Origin of the sequence: Mesorhizobium sp. LCM 4577, assembly GCF_001854795.2 — a bacterium.
In the GTDB taxonomy this organism is placed as follows: Bacteria; Pseudomonadota; Alphaproteobacteria; order Rhizobiales; family Rhizobiaceae; genus Mesorhizobium; species Mesorhizobium plurifarium.
Genome location: NZ_MDDU01000002.1, coordinates 123,789 through 143,025 on the forward strand (window position 1 = coordinate 123,789; position 19,237 = coordinate 143,025).

The 19,237-nt window shown below is 64.9% G+C and carries 13 protein-coding genes; 1 reads left to right on the plus strand and 12 read right to left on the minus strand.

Annotated elements, in window-relative coordinates; genetic code table 11:
• Positions 1 to 96: 96 nt before the first annotated feature.
• From LCM4577_RS05140 to LCM4577_RS05160, 5 genes are all read right to left on the minus strand, one after another.
• Positions 97 to 1,188, minus strand: coding sequence for a DNA topoisomerase IB (locus tag LCM4577_RS05140; protein ID WP_071070025.1), 1,092 nt, complete (start codon positions 1,186 to 1,188; stop codon positions 97 to 99).
• Positions 1,189 to 1,274: 86 nt separating this feature from the next.
• Entirely contained in the window at positions 1,275 to 2,150 is an 876-nt protein-coding gene (locus tag LCM4577_RS05145) for a transglutaminase family protein (RefSeq protein ID WP_071070027.1), read from the minus strand.
• 100 nt (positions 2,151 to 2,250) lie between these two features.
• Positions 2,251 to 4,662 carry a circularly permuted type 2 ATP-grasp protein gene (locus LCM4577_RS05150; RefSeq protein WP_071070029.1) on the minus strand — a complete coding sequence of 804 codons (2,412 nt, stop codon included), beginning with the start codon at positions 4,660 to 4,662 and terminating at the stop codon, positions 2,251 to 2,253.
• Between the two features lie 6 nt (positions 4,663 to 4,668).
• Complete coding sequence (locus LCM4577_RS05155; RefSeq protein ID WP_071070032.1) at positions 4,669 to 8,019, minus strand: DUF2126 domain-containing protein; 3,351 nt, start codon at positions 8,017 to 8,019, stop codon at positions 4,669 to 4,671.
• Between the two features lie 106 nt (positions 8,020 to 8,125).
• Positions 8,126 to 9,316: an acyl-CoA dehydrogenase gene (locus tag LCM4577_RS05160; RefSeq protein WP_041004648.1), complete on the minus strand. Its 1,191-nt coding sequence runs from the start codon at positions 9,314 to 9,316 to the stop codon at positions 8,126 to 8,128.
• A gap of 103 nt (positions 9,317 to 9,419) precedes the next feature.
• Between LCM4577_RS05160 and LCM4577_RS05165 the strand changes: the two genes are divergently transcribed.
• Positions 9,420 to 10,331 (plus strand): LysR family transcriptional regulator, encoded by a 912-nt coding sequence (locus LCM4577_RS05165; protein ID WP_071070034.1) that lies wholly within the window; start codon positions 9,420 to 9,422, stop codon positions 10,329 to 10,331.
• Here the strand turns inward: LCM4577_RS05165 and LCM4577_RS05170 are convergent, their stop codons facing one another.
• The 7 genes from LCM4577_RS05170 to LCM4577_RS05200 form a co-directional block, all read right to left on the minus strand.
• The gene (locus tag LCM4577_RS05170; RefSeq protein ID WP_071070036.1) at positions 10,332 to 12,653 is read right to left on the minus strand and encodes a Tex family protein; all 2,322 of its coding nucleotides are present in this window, start codon (positions 12,651 to 12,653) and stop codon (positions 10,332 to 10,334) included. It abuts the gene before it with no gap.
• Positions 12,654 to 12,774: 121 nt separating this feature from the next.
• Positions 12,775 to 13,953, minus strand: coding sequence for a serine hydrolase (locus LCM4577_RS05175; RefSeq protein WP_071070594.1), 1,179 nt, complete (start codon positions 13,951 to 13,953; stop codon positions 12,775 to 12,777).
• Between the two features lie 28 nt (positions 13,954 to 13,981).
• Positions 13,982 to 15,178, minus strand: coding sequence for a serine hydrolase (locus tag LCM4577_RS05180; RefSeq protein ID WP_083354640.1), 1,197 nt, complete (start codon positions 15,176 to 15,178; stop codon positions 13,982 to 13,984).
• Positions 15,179 to 15,284: 106 nt separating this feature from the next.
• Positions 15,285 to 16,313 carry an extracellular solute-binding protein gene (locus LCM4577_RS05185; protein ID WP_040989917.1) on the minus strand — a complete coding sequence of 343 codons (1,029 nt, stop codon included), beginning with the start codon at positions 16,311 to 16,313 and terminating at the stop codon, positions 15,285 to 15,287.
• A 45-nt stretch (positions 16,314 to 16,358) separates the two neighbouring features.
• Positions 16,359 to 17,171: an ABC transporter permease gene (locus LCM4577_RS05190; protein WP_071070040.1), complete on the minus strand. Its 813-nt coding sequence runs from the start codon at positions 17,169 to 17,171 to the stop codon at positions 16,359 to 16,361.
• Complete coding sequence (locus LCM4577_RS05195) at positions 17,164 to 18,111, minus strand: ABC transporter permease (protein ID WP_116389985.1); 948 nt, start codon at positions 18,109 to 18,111, stop codon at positions 17,164 to 17,166. Before LCM4577_RS05195 ends, LCM4577_RS05190 begins: the two co-directional genes overlap by 8 nt.
• Complete coding sequence (locus LCM4577_RS05200) at positions 18,111 to 19,214, minus strand: ABC transporter ATP-binding protein (protein WP_071070042.1); 1,104 nt, start codon at positions 19,212 to 19,214, stop codon at positions 18,111 to 18,113. The genes LCM4577_RS05195 and LCM4577_RS05200 overlap by 1 nt, the downstream gene beginning before the upstream one ends.
• Between the last annotated feature and the right edge of the window lie 23 nt (positions 19,215 to 19,237).

The window sequence follows — 19,237 nt, forward strand, 5'->3', positions numbered from 1 at the left end:
GTATCAAAGGACGCGACACTAGGGCCCTTCCCGACACGAGGTCGATAAAAAAATGTATCGACGGATCACGGACTTGGCGATCTTTGCGCTTGCCTGTCAGGCGCCGTGCGCCTGGAGCCACCTGAGGACCAGCGTTTCTTCCTCGTCCAGCCCGGATATCAGGCGCTTGCGCTTGTTGGCCTCGGCCATTTCGTCAAGCAGTCGTCCTTGGCTCCATGTCTCGAATACCAGCGGATGGATGTAGCATCTGCGGCAAACCGCCCGGGTGTTTCCCAGCCGCTCGGCGACCTTGTCGACGACACTGTTGACCACCCGTTTTTGTTGTGTCTTGCTTTCCGGCAACTCGGTCGCGGCAAACAGCGACGCAGCATGGATCGTGCCGCCCCAGGTGCGGAAATGCTTGGAGCTGAAGTCGGCGCCGGAGGCATCACGGATATAGCGGTTGACGTCCTCCGAGCGCACCGGCCGCCGGTCGCCATCCTCGTCGAGATATTGGAACAGCTTCTGTCCCGGCAAATCCTGGGCGCCGCGCACGACCTTGGCTATCCGGCGATCGACCAGCTTCAGCTTCCATTCCTTGCCCGACTTGCCCTTGAAGGCGAAGCGCAGGCTGGAGCCGGTGATCTCGACATGGCGGTCGCGCAGCGTGGTCAGCCCAAAGCTCTTGTTGTCGCGTGCGTAGGCCGCGTTGCCGATACGGATCATTGTGTTGTCGAGCAGCCAGACCACCGAAGCGACGACACGCTCCAAGGGCAGGCCGTGCCGGCGCAGGTCCGTATCGATCTGCCGCCGCAGCGCAGGCAGGCTTTCGGCGAAAGCGACGAGACTGGAATATTTGACGCCGTCGCGTTCCTCGGTCCATTGCGGGTGATAGCGATACTGCTTGCGGCCGCGCTGATCCCGGCCTGTCGCCTGGATATGGCCGTCCGGATCGGGCGAGATCCACACATCCGTCCAGGCCGGCGGGATAACGATCGCCTTGATGCGTGCAAGGGTCGTTTCGTCGACGGTTCCGCCGTCGGCGCAGACATAGGTGAATCCCGTACCCTTCCTCAATCTGCGGATGCCGGGATCGGCATCGCTTACATAATTGAGCGATGTGCCTTCGACAGAGGTGCGGGCGCCGTTCCTTCGGGTTTCCTCGGCCCGCGCCGAACGGTCCGATGACAATTGTAAATGCTGCAGCATGCCGGCTCCGCGAAATGACCCGTAGATAAAGCCGCGCGGCGAAGACTGGTTCCGAATGCAAACCCGCAGTGCGAATGACTGACGCGTCAGGCAGCGACCGGAATGACGTCGACCGCCTGCTCGCCGACCTGGCCGCCCGTCGTCTTCAGCACGCCGACGATCGGCGCCACGTCGGAATAGTCGCGGCCATAGCCGACGGTGATATGGTCGTTGCTCGCCCGCATGCCGTTGGTCGGGTCGAACTCCTGCCAGCCGGCATCGCGCCCGCACCAGGCCTTGACCCAGGCATGCATGGCGTCCGCGCCTTCGAGCCGAGGCTTGCCCTTGGGCGGGATCGTGCGCAGGAAGCCGCTGACATAGCCGGCCGGAATGCCAAGCCCACGCAGGCCGGCGATCATGATGTGCGAGAAGTCCTGGCAGACACCGCGCTTCAGCGCGAAGGCATCGCTGGCCCGCGTCTGCACCGTGGTTGCCTTACCGTCATAGGTGAAGTCGCGATGGATGCGGTTGCACAGATCGACCGCCGTGGCCACGGCGGAACCGGCAAGGCTCTCCCGCGCATAGGCGGTGATCGCCGCGTCGATGCCGACATGATCGCTGGCGGCGAGGAAATGATGCGGCGCGGACGGCGATAGCGAGCGCACCAGGTCGAGTTCCGATCTCAGCCCGCTTATGTCGGGCGAGACATCAAGATCAGGCTCGGGCCGCGAGACCGAGACGCGCGCGTTCATTCGGATGTCGAGCGTCTCGTGGGCGTCGCGAAAGGCGATCGAGGTGACGCTGTTGCCGAAGAAATCGGAAAAATCGGCGCGCTCGGCCGGCGGCGGCTGGAAGGACAGCGAGGCGGCGATCACGCGCTGCACCCCGGCGATCGTCTGCGGCATCACGCGCACCTGGTGCCGTCCGCCGCCGGCGGCCGCCGCATAGTCGTAGTGCAGATGGAGTTTGATGTCGTAGAGCATTAGAGCAATTCCAGCAAAAGTGCGCAGCGGTTTTGCGTCCGGAATTGCGCAAAAACAAAGAGATAGAGCATTGAAGGCGATCCTTTTCGCTGGAAATGCTCTAACCGAAATAAGCCTTCGAGAGGCTGTTGTAGAGGTCGCCGATCTGGCCGGCGAGGTCGTCGAGCACCTTGGCGCTCATGTCCGACGGCTCCATGATGGCGATTGCCGTGTTGAGCTGCAGGATTTCCTTGGCGGCGGGCGACATATGCCCCTCGCCGCCGACCGAAGGCAGCATGCCGATCTCCGCCTTYAGCCGCTCGAGCTGGAACAGGATCGAGCGCGGATTGAGAGGGTCGAGCGCCAGCAGGTCGATCACCGTGCGCCGCCCGGCCTGCACCGGATATTGCCGGCGATGGGTCATGACGCTGTCGCCGATCTCCAGCATCATGTCGAGCGCGCCCTCCGGCGCCCCGTTCCTGGTCAGCCGGCTAAGCGTGCGTGCGGTCTGGATGCCGCGCTCCAGCCTGCGGCCGATCTCCAGGAACCGCCATCCGGTGAAGCGGTACATGTTCTCGTGCAACAGGCCGGAAAAGCCTGCGAGCTTGCGCAACATCACCGTCATCGCCCGCGTCGCGTCATCGCCTGGCGCGACCGTTTCGGCGAATTTGTGGATGGTCTTCGACAGATCCTTCAGCGCCAGCCAACCATCGGGAGAGAAGCGGTCGCGGATCTGCCCTGCGCTGTAGACCGCGCTGTCCAAAGTGCCGATCAGCCCCTGCGGTATCGCCGTTTCGACCTCGATGCCGAACGGCTCCAGATAGTCCCTGATATCGGCAAGCAGCGGCATATCCGGATCGGATGTCTCGGCCAGCCGCACGTGATAGGCGCGCAGCACGCGCACGGTGTCTTCCGAACGCTCGATATAGCGCCCGAGCCAGGTCAGGTTCTCCGCCGCGCGGCTGGGCAGGCTGCCCGGCATGGTGCGGGTGAAGCCCTCATGCTCCTGCGGCAGCAATGTCTCGTGCTCGACCGGCCTGTCGCTGACCACCCAGACATCCGCCGCCTGGCCGCCGCGCTGCATGGCGATCGCCGTCGGGTCGAGCGAAAAACCGACGCGGGCGAAGCCACCGGGCATCACCGTCCAGCCTTCCGGCGTGCGCGCCAGATAGACGCGCAGGCTGGCGGGCCGCGGCTCAAGCACGCCGCCGACGAACACAGGCGTGGTCGACAGCGTCACCGCTTCCTGGCCGACGAAACCGGCGCTGTCCGCCTCGATCCGCGCCACGAGCTCGGCCCGCTCGCCGGCCGAAAGGGACGACCCCAATCGGGTCGTACCATCGTCCTCGAAGGCAAGCCGGGTCGACAGCGCCGGGCCGACCACCATGCGGTCGATATTGGCGAGCACATGGGCGCGCTCGGCCTCCTGTCCGCACCACCAGGTGGCGATGCTCGGCAGCTTGAGATCGTCGCCCTGTAATTCCCGCGCGATCCTCGGCAGGAACGACAGCAAGGCCCGCGTCTCGATCAGGCCCGAGCCAAGCGCGTTGACCGCCGAGACCATGCCGCGCCGGATTGCCTCGACCAGGCCCGGCGTGCCGATCTGCGAATCCGGCCTCAACTCCAGCGGGTCGGCGAAGGCGGCGTCGAGTCGTCGCCACAAGACGCCGATCGGCATCAGGCCGGAAACCGTGCGCACCATCAGCCTGCCGCCGGAAACGGTCAGATCCTCGCCCTCAAGCAGCATGATGCCGAGATAGCGGGCGATATAGGCGTGCTCGTAATAGGTTTCGTTCAGCGGTCCGGGCGTCAGGATGGCGACGCGGCCACCGGATTCCTTGGCCATGCCGTTCAGCGCGTCACGGAAACGCCGGAAGAAGCCGGCGAGGCGATGCACATGCATCTCGCCATAGACGTCCGACAGCGCGCGCGTGGTGGCGACGCGGTTCTCCAGCGCGAAGCCCGCGCCGGACGGCGCCTGCGCGCGATCGCCCAGCACCCACCAGCGCCCGTCCGGGCCACGGCCGAGCTCGAAGGCGACCATATGCAGGAAATGCCCGCTCGCCGGCCAGACGCCGGCGACGGGGCGCAGATATTCGGGGCTCGCCGCGATCAGCCCGGCTGGCAGGATGCCCTTCTCGATCAGCCGATTCGGCCCATAGATGTCGGCCAGGATCGCTTCGAACAGGTCGGCGCGCTGGACGAGGCCGGCGCTGATCTCGGCCCATTCCTTCTCGTCGATCAGCAGCGGGACATGCGCGAGCGGCCATTCGCGCTCATTGGCGCCGGCCTGTTCGTAGACGCGGTAATAGACGCCGGCGTCGCGCAAATACTGGTCGGCGCGCGCGAAGCGCTGTCCAAGCCGCTCCGCCCCCAGATCGTCGAGCGCGTCGATGAAGAAGCGCCAGGCCGGACGGGGGCTGCCCGAGTCGTCGACCATCTCGTCGACGACGCCTTCGATCGGCCGATAGCGTTCCAGCAGTCCCTGCGCCCGCGGCCTACCGCCCGCCCGTCTCTGATTCCCCTTGGCCATTGTCGATCAGAATCTCGCCGGCCGCCTGAGGTCAAGGGTCATGGGAAACTCTTCAGAAGCTTCTTCGTCACGCAGCACATAGCCGCCCGGCTTGTGGCCGCGCGGTTCGAACCGGGCAAGCCGCCGCGCCTCGGCCTCGTTGCCGTTGACCGGGAAGGTGTCGTAATTGCGGCCGCCCGGATGCGCGACATGGTAGACGCAGCCGCCGACCGAGCGGCCCGACCAGCGGTCGTAGATGTCGAAGACCAGCGGCGTGTTGACCGGCAGCGCCGGATGCATGCCGGATGCCGGCTGCCAGGCCTTGAAGCGCACGCCCGCCACCGCGACCTCGCGATTGTCCGTCACCTTCATCGGCACGATGCGGCCGTTGCAGACGATGGCGTGACGTTCCGGATTGAGGCCTTCGGCGCGCACCTGCAGCCGCTCGACCGAGGAGTCCACAAACCGCACAGTGCCGCCGATCGCGCCCTGCTCGCCCATCACATGCCAAGGTTCCAGCGCCTGCCTGAGCTCCAGCTTGACGCCGGCATGGCTCACCTCGCCGCAAAACGGGAAGCGGAACTCGAGCTGGGCGGCGAACCATTCCGGGCGGAGATCGAAGCCGTTGAGCTTCAGATCCTCCAGCACGTCGAGGAAATCCGCCCAGACATGATGCGGCAGCATGAAACGGTCATGCAGCGAGGTGCCCCAGCGCACGAAGCGGCCCTCGAGCGGATTCTTCCAAACGCGCGCGATGATGGCGCGGACCAGCAATTGCTGCGCAAGCGACATGCGCGCATTGGGCGGCATCTCGAAACCGCGGAACYCGACCAGCCCGAGCCGGCCGGTCGGACCGTCCGGCGAGAACAATTTGTCGATGCAGATTTCCGAACGGTGCGTGTTGCCGGTCACGTCGGTCAGGAGATTGCGGAACAGCCGGTCGACCAGCCATGGCAAGGGTGCCGTGCCCGTGTCGGGATGCGGCACCTGCGCCAGCGCGATCTCCAGCTCGTAAAGGGAATCCTGCCGCGCTTCGTCGATGCGCGGCGCCTGGCTGGTGGGACCGATGAAAAGGCCCGAAAACAGATAGGACAGCGACGGATGCCGCTGCCATTGCAGCACCAGGCTTTTCAACAAGTCCGGCCTGCGCAGGAACGGGCTGTCATTGGGCGTCGCGCCGCCAACCACGACATGGTTGCCGCCGCCGGTGCCGGTGTGGCGGCCGTCGATCATGAATTTGTCGGTGCCGAGCCGCGATTGCCGCGCCTCCTCGTAGATCGCGCTCGTCGTCGCGACGCATTCCCGCCAGTTCGCGGCCGGATGGATGTTGACTTCGATGACGCCGGGGTCCGGCGCCACACGGATGACGTTGAGGCGCGGATCGTGCGGCGGAGCGTAGCCTTCGATATGCACCGGCAGGCCGATCGCCTTGGCGGCATTCTCCGCCGCCGCCACCAGTTCGAGATAGTCTTCCAGCGCCTCGACCGGCGGCATGAACACGCAGAGCCGCCCGTCGCGCGGCTCGACGGTGAGCGCGGTGCGCACGGCGCCGCCGATCTCGGTCAGTTGCTGCTCGACCCGGTCCTGCTGGGCCGTGGCGGCGGTGAAGGAGGCCTCGGCCTGCTGACGCGCCATTTCGTCGGCGCCGCCGGCTGGAGCTTCCGGCAGGATGGCATCGCGCGCCGGCAGCGCGCCGCGCGGCACGGAGGGATCGACCGGCACGATATAAGGGAATTGCGCCGGCGGCACGTAAGGCAGCGCGCCGAGCGGCAGGCGGTAGCCGACTGGAGAGTCGCCGGGCACAAGGAACAGGCGGCCGCGCCGGGTCTTCCATTTCTCCGAGCGCCAGCGCTGTCCGGCGGCCTGGCTGTTCCAGCGCTGCACCGGCAGCACATAGCCGGACGGCCTGGTCAGCCCCCGCTCGAAGACGCGCGCCATGCGGCTGCGCTCTTCCGGGTCTTCCAACTTCGAATTGGAGGGATCGACATTGTCGGGCAGCTTGCCTTCCTTGAGCAGCCACTCGCCCGGATCCTCATAGGCCTCGCTGACCATCGCCTTGTCGATGCCGAGCTCGCCGGCGACCGCCTTGAGCAGGCTTTCGGCCTGTTCGGGCCCGACCGCGGCATTACCGTTTTCCTTCGCGATCAGCGACGGATCGCGCCAGACCGGCTCGCCGTCGGTGCGCCAGTAGAGCGAGAAGGTCCAGCGCGGCAGGCTCTCGCCCGGGTACCACTTGCCCTGGCCGTAGTGGAGAAAACCGCCCGGCGCGAAGCGCTCGCGCAGCCGGCGGATGAGCTGGTCGGCCTTGTCGCGCTTGGTCGGACCGACGGCCGCGGTGTTCCATTCCGCGGATTCGAAATCGTCGATCGACACGAAGGTCGGCTCGCCGCCCATTGTGAGCCGCACGTCCCCGTCCCTCAGCGCCGCGTCGACTTTTTCGCCCAGTTGGTCGAGCGCCTCCCAGCTTTCATCCGAAAACGGCTTGGTGATGCGCGGATGCTCGGCGATCCGGTCGACCCGCATGTCGAAGCCAAAGTCGACATTGGCGAAGCTCGCCATGCCGGAGATGGGCGCTGCATTGCGAAAATGCGGCGTCGCGGCCAGCGGCACATGGCTTTCGCCGGTGAGCAGGCCGGAGGTCGGGTCGAAACCGATCCAGCCGGCGCCCGGAATATAGACCTCGCACCAAGCATGCAGGTCGGTGAAGTCGACGGCCGTCCCGGGCGGTCCGTCGAGCGCGACGAGATCGGGCTTGAGCTGGATCAGATAGCCGGAGACGAAGCGCGCGGCGATGCCCAGATTGCGCAGGATCTGCACCAGGAGCCAGCTGGAATCCCGGCATGAACCCTTGCCGGCGGCAAGCGTCTCTTCCGGCGAATAGRCGCCGGTCTCCATGCGCACGATATAGGCGATCTCGCGCTGCAGCCTTGCATTGAGGCCGACCAGGAAATTGACGGTGTTTGCCGGGCTGCGGTCGATGCTTTCCAGGAATTTCGACAACAGCGGTCCTATCGGCTCGGGTTGCCGGTAGATGGCGAGGTCTTCCCTGATCTCTTCCGGGTAATCGAACGGAAAATTCTCGGCGCTCTCCTCGACGAAGAAGTCGAACGGATTATAGACCGTCATGTCGGCGACGAGGTCGACCTCGATCTTCAGCTCGCTCACCGGTTCCGGGAAGACGAAGCGGGCGAGAAAGTTGCCGTAAGGGTCCTGCTGCAGATTGACGAAGTGGTTTGCCGRCTCGACCTTCAGCGAGTGGCTGAGCACCTTGGTGCGCGAATGCGGCGCCGGCTGCAGCCTGATCACCTGGGGACCGAGCACCACCGGCCGGTCATATTTGTAATGGGTCAGGTGATGGACGGCTGCCAGAATTGCCATGGTGCCCCGGAGTTCGGCGTTTCAATCCGCCGAACCCTGACATAAATGCTGGCCCTTCTCCAAGCAGAGATGTTGCGCTGCACCTAATTTAAGCAGCGTTGCCGGCTTAGAAGAACGCCTGCAGGCCCGTCTGCGCCCGTCCCAAGATCAGCGCATGCACGTCATGCGTGCCTTCATAGGTGTTGACCGTCTCCAGGTTCTGCGCGTGGCGCATCACATGGTAGCCGATCTGGATGCCGTTGCCGCCATGCATGTCGCGGGCCTGGCGGGCGATGTCGAGCGCTTTGCCGCAATTGTTGCGCTTGACGATGGAGATCATTTCCGGCGCCATCTTGCCTTCGTCCATCAGCCGGCCGACGCGCAGCGAGCCCTGCAGTCCAAGCGCGATCTCCGTCTGCATGTCGGCGAGCTTCTTCTGGAACAGCTGCGTGCCGGCGAGCGGCTTGCCGAACTGTTTCCTGTCGAGACCGTACTGCCGCGCCCGATGCCAGCAATCTTCCGCCGCACCCATGGCGCCCCAGGAGATGCCGTAGCGCGCCCGGTTGAGGCATCCGAACGGGCCTTTCAGGCCCGAGACATTGGGCAGCAGCGCGTCCTCGCCGACCTCGACGCCTTCCATCACCACTTCGCCGGTGATCGAAGCCCGCAGCGAGAGCTTGCCGCCGATCTTCGGCGCCGAAAGCCCCTTCATGCCCTTTTCCAGGATAAAACCACGGATCTGGTTGTCATGCGCGGCCGACTTCGCCCAGACGACGAAGACGTCGGCGATCGGCGCGTTGGAAATCCACATCTTGGAGCCGGAGAGCTTGTAGCCGTTGGCTGTCTTCTCGGCGCGCGTCTTCATGCCGCCCGGATCGGAGCCGGCATCCGGCTCGGTGAGGCCGAAACAGCCGATCCATTCCCCCGACGCCAGCTTGGGCAGATACTTCTTGCGCTGCGCTTCCGAGCCATAGGCATGGATCGGATACATGACCAGCGAGGACTGTACGCTCATCATCGAGCGATAGCCGGAATCGATGCGCTCGACTTCCCGCGCGACCAGGCCATAGGTCACGTATCCGGCGCCAAGCCCGCCATATTCCTCCGGAATGGTGATGCCGAGCAGGCCCGCCTCGCCCATCTCGCGGAAGATCGACGGGTCGGTCTTCTCGTCGGCATAGGCTTCCTCGATGCGCGGTGCCAGCTTGTCGGCCGCGAAGGCGGCCGCGCCGTCGCGCACCATGCGCTCATCCTCGGAAAGCTGGTCCTCGATCAGGAAAGGATCGTTCCAGACGAAAGCGTTCTTCTCGGCGGCCATGGCCTCGGGCTCCCAGTATTTCGATGTGCCCGGCTTATCCGCCCGCACAAGGGAAAAATCAAACGAAATTGCATCGCGGATCAATGAGCATTAGTAATAGATCATGAACGTCCAGCGCCGCCTTTTGCCGAACACCGCCGCGCTCGCCGCCTTCGAGGCGGTGGCGCGCCTCGGCTCCTTCACCGCCGCCGCGCGCGAGCTCGACCTGACCCAAGGCGCCGTCAGCCGGCAGATCAACCTGTTGGAAGAACAGTTCGGGCGCCGGCTGTTCGAGCGCGACAGCCGCAACGTCCGGCTCTCAGCCGCAGGCGAGACCTATGCCGAAGCGGTGCGCTCCGCGCTTGGCCAGTTGCGTGATGCTGCGCTTGGATTGATGAGCAATCGGCATAGCGGTGTTCTCAACCTTGCCATCCTGCCGACCTTCGGCACGCGCTGGCTGATGCCATTGATCCCGGATTTCGTCGCCCGTCACCCCGACATCACCATCAATTTCGCCACCCGCATCGGGCGGTTCGACTTTGCCCGCGAGCGGCTCGATGCCGCGATCCATCACGGCATGCCCGACTGGCCGGACGCCGAGAGCACGCTTCTGATGCGCGAAACCGTGATGCCGGTGGTTTCGCCCGAGTTCCTCGCCACCCGCGCCGTCGTCGCGGCATCCGATATCAGTCGTCTGCCGTTGCTGCATATGGCAACCCGCCCTGGCGCCTGGAGCGAATGGTTCGAGCATCAGGGGCTCGAGGCGCCGACCGGTCCGGGCATGCAGTTCGAGCAGTTCGGCACGGTCGCCCAGGCCTGCATGGCGGGCCTCGGCGTGGCGCTGCTGCCGGAAATCCTGATTGCCGGCGAATTGCAGCGCCGCCAGCTGGTGCCGGCGCCGGGCACACCGATGCAGAGCCGCAGCGCCTATTACCTGGTCGTGCCGCACGACAAGCGCGGCCATCCGCCGGTCGCCAGCTTTCGCGACTGGCTGCTGGGTCAGATCGGCAAGGAGCCGGCAGTGCTCGCGTGGTAGCTACTTGCGCTTCATCGCCTCGGCGAGTGCCGCGCCGAAAGCACCCTGCGAAGGCTTTTCCGGCTGGCGCTGCGGTGCCGGCGAACGCGGCGCCGGCTTGCCGCCGCCGTGGTCGCGCTGGCCGCCACGGGGAGCCCCACCCTCACCGCCATCCTTGCGCATCGACAGGCCGATGCGCTTGCGCTTGATGTCGACATCGACGACGCGCACCTTAACCACGTCGCCGGCCTTCACCACCTCATGCGCATCCTTGATGAAACGGTCGGCCAGTTGCGAGACATGCACCAGCCCGTCCTGGTGCACGCCGATGTCGACGAAGGCGCCGAAGGCGGCGACATTGGTGACGGTGCCTTCGAGCAGCATGCCTGGCTTCAGATCCTTGATGTCGTCGACGCCGTCGGCAAAAGTCGCGGTCTTGAAGCCGGGGCGCGGGTCGCGACCAGGCTTTTCCAGCTCGGCAATGATGTCACGCACCGTCGGCAGGCCGAAACGCTCGTCGACGAAGACGCGCGGATCGAGCGCCTTGAGCGCGGCGCTGTCGCCCATCAAAGCGCGCACGTCGCGGCCGCAGGCGGCAACGATCTTCTTCGCAACGCCATAGGCTTCCGGGTGCACAGAGGAAGCATCCAACGGCTCCGCTCCATTCGGGATGCGCAGGAAGCCGGCGCTTTGCTCGAATGCGCGCGGCCCGAGCCGCGCCACCTTGAGCAGGTCCTTGCGGCTGGCGAACGGCCCGGCGGCGTCGCGATGCGAGACGATCGCCTCGGCGAGCGACGGCCCCAATCCCGACACGCGCGCCAAAAGCGGCGCCGACGCCGTGTTGAGGTCGACACCGACCGCGTTCACCGCATCCTCGACCACCGCTTCCAGGGAACGGCCAAGCCGGTATTGGTCGACATCGTGCTGATACTGGCCGACGCCGATCGACTTCGGCTCGATCTTGACCAGCTCGGCCAGCGGATCCTGCAGGCGCCGCGCGATCGACACCGCGCCGCGCAGCGAGACATCGAGGCCCGGGAATTCAGCGGCCGCCGTCGCCGACGCGGAATACACGGAAGCGCCGGCTTCGCTGACGATCACCTTGAGCGGCTTCGGCCCCGCCCCTGCGGGCAGCTCCGACAGCATGTCGGCAACCAGCTTCTCGGTCTCGCGGCTGCCGGTGCCGTTGCCGATCGAGATCAGCTCCACCTTATGCTGGCGGATGAGCGCGGCAAGTTCAGCCTGCGTGCCGCGCACATCGTTTTTCGGCGGGAACGGATAGACGGTCGTCGTCGCCACCAGCTTGCCGGTGCCGTCGACCACCGCCACCTTGACGCCGGTGCGGATGCCGGGGTCGAGCCCCATGGTCGGCCGAGAGCCGGCGGGCGCGGCGAGCAGCAGGTCCTTCAGGTTGCGGGCAAAGACATGGATCGCCTCTTCCTCGGCCCGCTCGCGCAGGTCGCGCATCAGGTCGAGCGTCAGATGCAGCGACAGTTTGATCCGCCAGGTCCAGCCGGCCACTTCCATCAGCCATTTATCGCCGGGCAAGCTGCCGCCAATCGCATAGGCGTTGGCGATCATGCGCTCGACCGGCTTCACCGGCGATTGATCGTCGGCATCCACCTCGATATCGAGCGACAGGACCTCTTCGTTGCGGCCGCGCAGCATGGCCAAGGCACGGTGGCTGGGCACGCCCGACCAGCGCTCGACATGGTCGAAATAGTCGGCGAACTTCGCGCCGGCCTCCTGCTTGCCGTCGACGACTTTTGCGCGCAGGAAGGCGCGTTCCTTCATATAGGCGCGCAGCTTGCCGACCAGATCGGCATTCTCGGCGAACTGCTCCGACAGGATGTCGCGCGCGCCTTCGAGCGCCGCCTTGGCGTCGGCCACCTCTTCCGTGACATAGGCGAGCGCCAGCTCGGCCGGCACTTTCGACCGATCGGCGAGGATCGCCTCCGCGAGCGGACCAAGCCCGCGCTCCCTGGCGATCTCGGCCTTGGTGCGCCGCTTCGGCTTGTAGGGCAGGTAGATGTCCTCGAGCTCCGCCTTTGTGGCGGCCGCCGCGATCTTGGCCTCCAGCTCCTCGGTCAGCTTGCCCTGCTCGCGGATGGAGCTGACGATCGTCTCGCGCCGCGCATCGAGCTCGCGCAGATAGGCGAGCCGCTCGGAGAGGTCGCGCAGCTGCGTGTCGTCGAGCCCGCCGGTGACTTCCTTGCGGTAACGTGCCACGAACGGCACCGTGGCGCCCTCGTCCAGCAGCCCGATCGCCGCCGCGGCCTGTTCCGGCCGCGCGCCGATCTCGGCTGCAATGATTGCTGCGATGCGCTTGATGTCCGATGCCATGCTGGTCCCTCTCGAAAAGAGCGGCGACCATAGGCCGGGAGAACCGCTACGCCAACGGCAACGGTTTCATCATGCACCGAAGGTCCACAGAAAACAGCCCTTGGAACCAGCCTCTGGTCGCTCACACCATCCCGCTCAACGCCTCGAAGAACGCCACGAGGTCCTCATCCAGCTTGTCGTCCACCGGCTCCGGCTGCGACGACATCTTGGCGATCACCACTTCCGTCTTCGGATTGACGTAGAGCCATTGCCCATGAATGCCGATGCCACAGAAGGCGCCGCTGTCATGGCCGGTCTGGTACCATTTGTTGCGGTAGCGTCCCTTCGGGAACAGGAACGCCATCGTGCCGCGCTGCCAGGCCTCAAAGCTGCCGCCGGTGGCGACCGTGTCGCGCACCCAGGCTTCCGGGACGATGCGGCGGCCGTTCGCCGTGCCGCCCTGCCGCATCATCTCGCCGATGCGGGCAAGGTCGCGCGGCGTTATCGACATGCCGCCGGCCGTGCGCGCCGTGCCTTCCATGTCGACCGTCACCGACATGTCGCTCGCGGCGCCGAGCGGCAGCCACAGTTTTTCACGGAGCAGCTCGGTCACGCGCATGCCCGACGCCCGCTCGACCAGGATGCCGAGCATGTCCGAATTGGGCGAGCGGTAGCGATAGGTCTGGCCATGCGGCTCGGAAAGCCGCTGGATCGTCATCAGGAAAGCCGCGAGGCTCTCCGATCCGCCACCGGGATTCCACAACGTCGAGCGGCGGTAACGGGCAAAGGCGCTTTCTGGATCGAGATAGGCCTCCTCGAAATCGAGGCTCACCATCATGTCGAGCACGTTGCGCACGCTGGCATCGCCATAGGCCGAGCCCTTGGCCTCGGGGATGTAGTGCGTCACCGGCGCGTTGGGATCGAACACGCCCTCGCCTTCCAATATGCCTGCAAGGATCGCCGTCACCGACTTGCTGATCGAAAAGATGATGTGGCGGGCTCCGAACGGCATATGCGACGCCGACCAGTCGCCGACGAGCTTGCCGGCCTTCAGGATCGTCAGTCCATCCGTATCGGAACGCTCCAAGAAGCTACCGACGGTTTCGCTGCCGCCTGCGAGCGAGACCTTCTCCTCGAGCAAGGCGCCGAGCGATTTCGCCTGCTCTCCGCCGCTCAGCGCCGCGGCGACATGCGCGCTCGGCACCAGCTCGCCGACGTTCTGGAACGACCATCGGTTGAACGGCGAAAGCCGCCAGGTTTCAAGCCGCACATCCTTGCGGGCAAAGCCGTATCTGGCCTCGAAGGCGCTCTTGCCGATCACGACACTCTCCGGGATTTTATTCTGCGATTCAGGCCAGCGCGGCGGCGATGGCATGCACCGCCTTCTGCGTCGCCACCGAATAGGCGGCGTTGAGGAAATCCGGATAGGTCGAAAGCTTCACCACGACCATCCTGTGTTCCCAGCTCATATGGATCAATTGGCCGAACACGCCGCGGCACATCAGCGAGCGCGAGCGCGAATCCTCGATCCAGAACTGATTGCGGTAGCTGCCGTCCGGGAGGCTTGGGCTGAAATTCGGCCCGTRCTTGCCGCTGCGCGTCGCCTCGATCCAGTCGGCAGGGATGACGCCGCCGCCATTGTCGAGGATCAACTGCCCGAAGCGGCCATAGTCGCGCAGCGTCGCGTTGAAGCCGCCATCGGCAAGCGCATAGCCGGCGCTGTCGACGGTGAAGCAGGCGCTCTCGTCGGCGCCGAGCTTTTGCCAGAGCTCTTCCGAGACGAGCTGCGCCAGGCGCTTGCCGCTCACCCGCTCCATGATGAAGGCGAGCACGTCGGTCTCGATCGAGCGGTATTCGAACGCCTCGCCATGCGAGCGCACTTGATCCTTCAGCCGCAGGATCAGCTCGAACAGGTGCGAGGGCCATTGAAAGTCCGGATCGCTGCCCGGCGGGATCGGCTTCCAGCCGGTCGCGACGTCGACCTGGCCGATCTCGGAATAGCGGTCGGTGTATTCCTCGGAAAAGCGCACGCCCGTCGTCATGTCGAGCACGTGCTGGACCGTGGCGCCGGCCCAGCCGGTCTCGCCGAGCTCCGGCAGGTAGTCGGTCACCAGTCTGCCCGGATCGATCAGGCCGCGCCCGACCAGGATGCCGCACACCGAGCCGGTGACCGATTTCGCCATCGATTGCGACAGATGCAGCGTGCGCTCGTCCATGCCGTTGAAGTAGCGCTCATAGGCGACCTTGCCGTCCTTCAGCACCAGGAAGCCGTCGGCGTAGGTTTCGTCGAGCAGGCCGGCGAGCGTCGTCGGCGCTCCCTTGCTGTCGACCACCGGCAGGTCGTCGAGATCCACCTCCGCGCGCTCGAGGCGACGGCGATGGCCGTTGCCGCGCCACACCTCGACCGTCGGCAGGAATTCGCGGATGTGCTGGAAGGCCCAGCGATTCCAGGGTGGCCGGTCCCAGTCGAGCTTCGGCGGCACCAGCTTCGGCGGCGAGCCCTGCATGATCGGCGGCCGCGGATCGGAGTTGCGATAGGACGACAAGGCTTCCTCCCGAGGCATGTCGCTCAAAAGGGAGAGCGATATGCACAGTAGCAGTCACAAGAAAGGGAGGCCGGAGCCTCCCCTCCTTCCACGTCTTTGCGCGGAATTATTTGCGCAGGTTGGTCCAGATCTTGTTGTAGATCTCCACCACGTCGGGCGGGCACGGCTCGACGAATTCGGGCGTCGGCGAGCCGGCGGGCGGAGTGATCTCGGGCGAGTTGGCGAACTCCGGCGACAGGAACTTGTGGCTGCCCGCGATGCCGTTGTCGTAGCCCGCGAATTCCGAGATCAGCGCCGCATTTTCCGGCGCCATGACGAAGTCCTGGAACAGCTTGGCGTTCTCGAGGTTCTTGGCGCCCTTCAGCACCGCGACATTGTCCATCCAGCCCTCGACGCCTTCCTTCGGATAGGCATATTTGATGGCCGGAATCTTCTGGCGCGAGCGATAGGTCGCGCCGTTCCACTGTTCGGTGACGATCACGTCGCCGGAAGTGATCTTGGTGATGGTGTCATAGCTGAAGGTCTTCCACGACGGCTTGGCGGCCACGAGGATGTCGTTGATCTTCTTCAGATTGGCCTTGTCGGCGCCGCAGCGCGGCACGCCGGCATAGCGCTCGGCCGCATGCATGACGGTGTTGACGTCGTCGAGCATATTGATTTGGCCCTTCAACGCGTCCGGCGGGTCGAACAGGATGGCCAGCGTGTCGATGTCGCCTTTGAACTTGTCCATGTTGACCGCGAACGTCGTCGTGCCGAACTGCCAGGGCGCGGTGTAGTGGCGGCCCTTGTCCCAATAGACGTCGACGAAGCGCGGATCGATGTTCTTGCCGTTCGGCATCGCGTTGGGCTCGGTCTTTTCGAGCAGGCCCTCTTCGACCATGATCTTCACGGTGTAGTCGGACGGCACGACGATGTCATAGCCGGAATTGCCGGCGCGCACCTTGGACAGCATGGTTTCGTTGGAATCGTAGTCGTCCAGCGTCACCTTGACGTTGTATTGCTTCTCGAATTTTTCGATCAGCTTGGGGTTGGTGTAGTCCCCCCAGTTGTAGATGTGCAGTTCGCCGTCGGCGAGCGCCGGCACCGCCCACAGCAGAACGGCCGCGGAAACGGCCGCCATCAGTTTTCCAGACATTTTATGTTCTCCTTGCCTTCCCATTGTTGTGTTGGAGCTCGCGGATCATTTTGCGCGCCGCCGCGCGATCAGGAACGAGACCGAGACGAACAGGATCGACACCAGGAGCAGGATGGTCGAGATGGCGTTGATCTCCGGCGTCATCGGCCGCCGGATCTGGTTCCAGATATAGAGAGGCAGCGTCGTCTGGCCGGGGCCTGCGACGAGCTGCGTTATGGTGAAATCGTCGAAGGAGACGATGAAGGCCAGCGCCGCGCCCGACATGATGCCGGGAACCAAGAGCGGCAGCGTGATGCGTTTGAAGGCGTTCCACGGCGTCGCGTAGAGATCGGCCGCCGCATATTCCAGCGTCAGGTCCATATCCTCCAGCCGCGCCCTGATCGGCATGTAGGCGAAGGGGATGCAGAACACGGTGTGGGCGAGGATCAGGTTGCCGATGCCGAAATTCAGCCCGAGCGTGCCGGCGATCAGCGCGAAGAAGGAGAGCGTCGCCACCGCCGTGATGATCTCCGGCACCATCAGCGGCAGGTTGATGACCATGAAGGCCGCCGCCAAGCCGCGCCATGGCTTCACCCGCGTCATGCCGATCGCGGCCAGCGTCGCGCAGATGGTCGAAACGATCGTCGCGGTCACCGAGATGATCAGCGTGTTCTTCGCGGCGCTGTGGAACTCCTCGTTGAGCAGCGCGCTGCCGTACCAGTTGAGCGTGACGCCTTCCCAATGCGTGACCAGCGATCCGCTGTTCAGCGAGAAGATCATCAGGATCAGCACCGGTATATAGAGCACCAGCAGGCAGATGACGGCGATCGAGCGGAAGCCCGGCTGGTCCTTGATATCCATGACACGGGGCTCAGCCATGCTGCACCTTCCCCGACGTGTTGCGGACATAGAAGAACAGCGCCACCAGCACCGCCGCCATCAGGATCAGCGCCTGCGCGCAGCCGAGCGGCCAGTTGCGGCCCGAACCGAATTGCTGCGCGATGAGATCGCCGATCATCAGGTGCACGCCGCCGCCCAGGATCAGCGGCGTCACATAGGCGCCGAGCGCCGGGATGAAGACGAGCAGGCAGCCGGCGATAATGCCGGGCTTGGACAGCGGGATGATCACCCGCCACAGCACCTGCCGGCGCGTCGCGTAAAGATCGTAGGCTGCCTCGACCAGGCGGAAGTCGAGCTTTTCCAGGCTCGAATAGAGCGGCAGCACCATGAACGGCAGGAAGGCATAGAGCAGGCCGAGCTGGATGGCGAAGTTGGTGTAGAGCATCGTGATCGGCTTATCGATCACGCCGAGCGCAAGGAGCGCGTTGTTGATCAGCCCCTCGTCGCGGATGATGAACATGATCGCCAGCGTGCGGACCAAAAGGTTCGACCAGAACGGGATAGTGATCAGAAGCACCCACCAGTTGCGTTGCGCCGGCGGCCGCGTCGCCATGAAATAGGCGGTCGGAAAACCGAGCAGCAGGCAGATGATCGTCGTCACCACCGCGAACAGGAAGGAGCGAAGATAGATGATCAGGAAGTCCGGCGTGAACTGCAGCGTGTCGTCGAAGATGTCGCGCTGGAACAGGAAATTGAGATAGGCGTCGGTCGAGAACTGCCACTGCACGCCGCCATAGGGCGCGGCGACGAGAAACGAGTAGACGCAGATGATGATCAGCGGCAGCACGCCGAAAATGCCGATGATGATCAGTGCCGGCAGCGACAGCAGGCGGTTGCGCCGCGCACTTGTCTTCACCGCCTGGGCTTCGAACAACGCGGCCTTGGAAAGCGTGGTCGGGGAGAGCGTGGCTGTCGTCATCAGTCTTTCAGGACGCGGGCGGCGTCCTCCTCGAACTGGATGCCGACCTTGGCGCCGGTCTCGTAGGTCACCGCGCTCGAACGGCTGTTCTGGTGGCGCACGATGAAGTTCTCGCCGCCGCCGTCGAGCTTGACGTGGTAATGGGTGTCGGTGCCGAAATAGACGATGTTGGAGAKCGTGCCGGTGATCGTGCCCTTGGCCGGATCGGGAACCAGATCGGCGTGCTCGGGACGCACCACCAGCGTCACCTCGCCGGTCGGGTTGAAGCCTTCGGGATAGCCGGCGCTGATCGTAGCGCTGCTGGCGAACTTGACCGTTGCCACGCCGGCCTGCTTCGACACCACCGTGCCGGGCAGGAAGTTCGTTTCGCCGATGAAGTCGGCGACGAAGCGTTCGGCCGGCCGGTCGTAGATGTCGMGCGGCGTGCCGACCTGCAGGATCTTGCCGGCCGACATCACCGCGATGCGGTCGGACATGGTCAGCGCTTCTTCCTGGTCGTGGGTGACGAAGATGAAGGTGATGCCGGTCTCGTTCTGCAGCCGCTTCAGCTCGATCTGCATTTCCTTGCGTAGCTTGTAGTCCAGCGCCGAGAGCGGCTCGTCGAGCAGGAGCACCTTCGGCTGCGGCGCCAGCGCGCGGGCCAAAGCCACGCGCTGCTGCTGGCCGCCTGAAATCTGGCTGGTGCGCCGCGCCTTGAGCGCTTCCATCTTGACCAGCTTCAGCATCTGCGCGACGCGCGCCTCGATCTCGKCTTTCGGCTTGCCGAGCATCTCCAGTCCGAAGCCGATATTCTGCGCCACCGTCATGTGCGGGAAGAGCGCATAGCTCTGGAAGACGGTGTTGACCGGGCGTTTGTAGGGTGGCAGCGGTGCGATGTCCTGGCCGTGCAGCAATATTTCGCCGGCGGTTGGGAAATCGAAGCCGGCAATCAGCCTCAGCAATGTCGTCTTCCCGCATCCGGAAGGGCCGAGTAGTGTGAAAAACTCGTTCTCGCGGATCGACACCGACACCGTGTCGAGGGCGGCTACCTGGTTTTCGCCGGTTCCGAAGACCTTGCGAACACCGCGAACTTCAATCGCGTTCTTACCCGGTTGTTCCGGCACGATTACCCCATTGAGAGCGCCTG